2 protein-coding genes are annotated in these 3,421 nt (G+C 44.3%); both read left to right on the forward strand.

The features are described 5' to 3' along the window. Nucleotides 1-191 precede the first annotated feature (191 nt). Nucleotides 192-2,387: a PTS transporter subunit IIBC gene (locus N4310_RS07960; RefSeq protein WP_262092751.1), complete on the forward strand. Its 2,196-nt coding sequence runs from the start codon at nucleotides 192-194 to the stop codon at nucleotides 2,385-2,387. Between the two features lie 23 nt (nucleotides 2,388-2,410). Next, on the forward strand, nucleotides 2,411-3,232 hold the full coding sequence (locus N4310_RS07965) for an endonuclease/exonuclease/phosphatase family protein (protein WP_262092752.1): 822 nt from the start codon (nucleotides 2,411-2,413) through the stop codon (nucleotides 3,230-3,232). Nucleotides 3,233-3,421: the final 189 nt, after the last annotated feature.

Here is a 3,421-nt window from a genome sequence, read left to right on the forward strand (position 1 = left end):
TTTAATTCTTTAATTTGATCTTGTGTGAATTTCATACTATCTATTATAATTCAGATTTTGTTTTTTGTTAAGTATTAAACGTTTTAAATAAAAAATTATGAAAACCTTTACAAAAGCGAAGGGATACGGTATAATGAGTTGTAAGTCAAACGATTGCCTATCGTGAAGCTATTAAATATATGAGGAGATGTATGATGAAAGATGCATTCAAAAATCTAACGAGCTTTGAATTCTGGCAAAAATTCGGTAAAGCTCTGATGGTGGTTATCGCTGTTATGCCAGCCGCTGGTTTGATGATTTCCATCGGGAAATCGATCCCAATGTTGGGACCGGAAGTTGGCGCTCTGGTGATGATTGGTAGCGTGCTTGAGCAAATTGGTTGGGGTGTTATCGGAAACCTCCACATCCTCTTTGCTCTTGCTATCGGTGGTAGCTGGGCCAAAGAACGTGCGGGCGGTGCCTTCGCTGCGGGACTTTCCTTCATTCTATTGAGCCGCTTGACAGGGGTTATTCTTGGTGTGAATGGAGATATGTTGCGCGATCCAGACGCAACTGTGCAAACCTTGCTTGGATCAACCATCAAGGTCTCAGATTATTTTGTGAGTGTCCTTGAGGCGCCTGCCTTGAACATGGGAGTGTTTGTCGGAATTATTGCCGGATTTGTTGGAGCAACTGCTTACAACAAATACTACAACTACCGTAAACTTCCAGATGCGCTTTCCTTCTTTAACGGAAAACGGTTTGTACCATTTGTGGTTATCCTACGTTCTGTGATTGTAGCGATTATCCTATCCCTTGTATGGCCAGTCATCCAGTCTGGAATCAACGCTTTCGGTGTTTGGATTGCCAACTCCCAAGAAAATGCGCCATTTATTGCCCCATTCCTCTTTGGTACTTTGGAGCGTCTCTTGTTGCCATTTGGTCTTCACCATATGTTGACCATCCCAATCAACTATACCGCTCTTGGTGGTACTTATGAGATTATGACTGGTGCAACAGCAGGTCAAACTGTATTTGGACAAGATCCACTCTGGTTGGCTTGGGTAACTGACTTGACAAACTTGAAGGCTGCCGGTGATACAGCTGCCTATAACACCCTTCTAGAAACTATCACTCCTGCCCGCTTCAAAGTCGGACAAATGATTGGTTCGATGGGTATCTTGATGGGGATTGTCTTTGCAATCTATAAAAATGTCGATGCCGATAAAAAAGCGAAATACAAAGGGATGCTTACTGCAACTGCCTTGGCAGTTTTCCTAACTGGTGTTACTGAGCCTGTTGAGTACATGTTTATGTTCGTGGCGATGCCACTTTATGTTATCTACGCTTTGATCCAAGGTCTAGCCTTTGGGATGGCAGACATTGTCAACTTGCGGATGCATTCTTTCGGAAGCATTGAATTCCTAACCCGTACTCCACTTGCGATTAATGCAGGTTTGGGAATGGATATTGTAAACTTTGTTTGGGGAACTGCCCTCTTTGGTCTTGTAATGTACTTCATTTCAGACTTTATGATTCGCAAATTCAACTATGCGACACCAGGTCGGAACGGAAACTATGAAGAAGGTATGGCTTCAGCTGATTCTGCGGCAGCAGGTTCTGGTGATGGTAAAGTAGCTGCTCCATCGCAAGCGGTTAACGTTATCAATCTTCTTGGTGGAGCAAGTAACATCAGTGATGTTGATGCATGTATGACCCGTCTTCGTGTAACCGTTAAGGATCCTGATAAAGTTGGATCAGAAGATTTGTGGAAAAAAGAAGGAGCTATGGGTCTTGTGATGAAGGACTCAGGTGTCCAAGCGATTTATGGACCAAAAGCCGATGTTTTGAAATCAGATATCCAAGACCTCTTGGATTCCGGTGAAGTGATTCCACAAACTGTGATGACAGTCTTTGATGATGCTCCTGCAGAATCTTCAGCCCCTCAAGGTAAAGCCGTTGCAGTTGCTAGTGTGGCTGATGGTAAGGCTATCGAATTGGCCTCTGTTTCAGATCCAGTCTTTTCTCAAAAAATGATGGGAGATGGATTTGCAGTTGAACCAAGCAATGGTGAATTCTACGCCCCTGTTAATGCAACTGTAACCAGCATCTTCCCAACCAAACACGCGCTCGGTCTCTTGACTGAAGAAGGACTTGAAATCTTGATTCACATTGGTCTAGATACTGTCAGCTTGGAAGGTAAGCCGTTTACCGTTCATGTGGCAGAAGGTCAAAAAGTGGAACGTGGGGATCGTTTGGTAACCGCTGATTTGGATGCTATCCGTGAAGCAGGTCGTGAAACAGCTACAATCGTTGTCTTCACCAACCAAGACTTTGTTCAAAGCGTATCTGTTAACAAACTTGGCCCAGTTGCTAAGGATGATACAGTCGCAACTGTTGAACTATAATCTTAAACTAGAAAAGGGAAAAAATGGCAAAATTCTTAACCTTGAACACCCATTCTTGGATGGAGGAAGAGCCAGAACAAAAATTGGCTGACCTTGTTCAACAAATTGTTCGTGAGGATTATGATGTCATTTGTTTGCAAGAAGTTAATCAGGAGATTAACTCTTCCCCTGCGGAAGAAGTGGCGGGCTACGTAGTAGCTCAGCCACTTCTTGCTATTCATGACGATCATTTTGCACATGTACTGGTGGGTGAATTGCAACAGGTAGGTCTGCAGTATTATTGGAGCTGGGCCTATAATCACATTGGTTATGACCGTTACCATGAGGGAGTGGCGATTCTCTCCAAGGAACCGCTAAAGGCCAAGGAACTATTGGTATCAGATATTGATGATCCCAAGGACTACCGTCGGCGTCAGGTATTGTTGGCGGAGACAGTAGTGGACGGGCAAGCTATTCAAGTGGCTAGTGTCCATCTATCCTGGTGGAACAAGGGGTTCCAAGCTGAGTGGGCGCGCTTGGAAGCGGAACTCAAAGCGAGTTCCCTTCCGCTCGTGTTAATGGGAGATTTTAATAATCCTGCCGGTCAGGAAGGCTATGAGCATATTCTGGCTAGCCCCCTACAACTTCAGGACAGTCACTTGGCAGCGAAAGAAATCCAGGGTGAATTTACCATGGGTGGTCATATCGATGGCTGGGAGGCTAAAACCCCTCCTCTTCGAATTGACTTTGCTTTCTTGTCACCTGCTTGGCAGGTAGAGCGGTCAGCTGTGATTTTTGATGGAGTAGCCGGTCCGCTTGTTAGTGACCATTTTGGCTTGGAGGTTGTGGCCTATCCGAGTCATTAATAGGACTAATCGTGTATGCGAACTCTGATCAATGATTCGAAAATGAGCTTCAAAGACTTGGACCAAACTCCTTGGGGAGTTCGCAGTTGTTCCAAGTCTTTTTTGGAGTTTTTATTCTCCTTTCTTTACAACCAGCTTTTGGGTATCCGAATTGGAAATTATATTTCTTGTTTTTAGGACTAGCCAGGA

The organism is Streptococcus danieliae (assembly GCF_025447695.1).
Classification (GTDB): Bacteria; Bacillota; Bacilli; order Lactobacillales; family Streptococcaceae; genus Streptococcus; species Streptococcus danieliae.

Coding starts and splice junctions, on each gene's coding strand:
- N4310_RS07960 (WP_262092751.1), top strand. CDS start 192: ATGATGAAAGATGCATTCAAAAATCTAACGAGCTTTGAATTCTGGCAA.
- N4310_RS07965 (WP_262092752.1), top strand. CDS start 2,411: ATGGCAAAATTCTTAACCTTGAACACCCATTCTTGGATGGAGGAAGAG.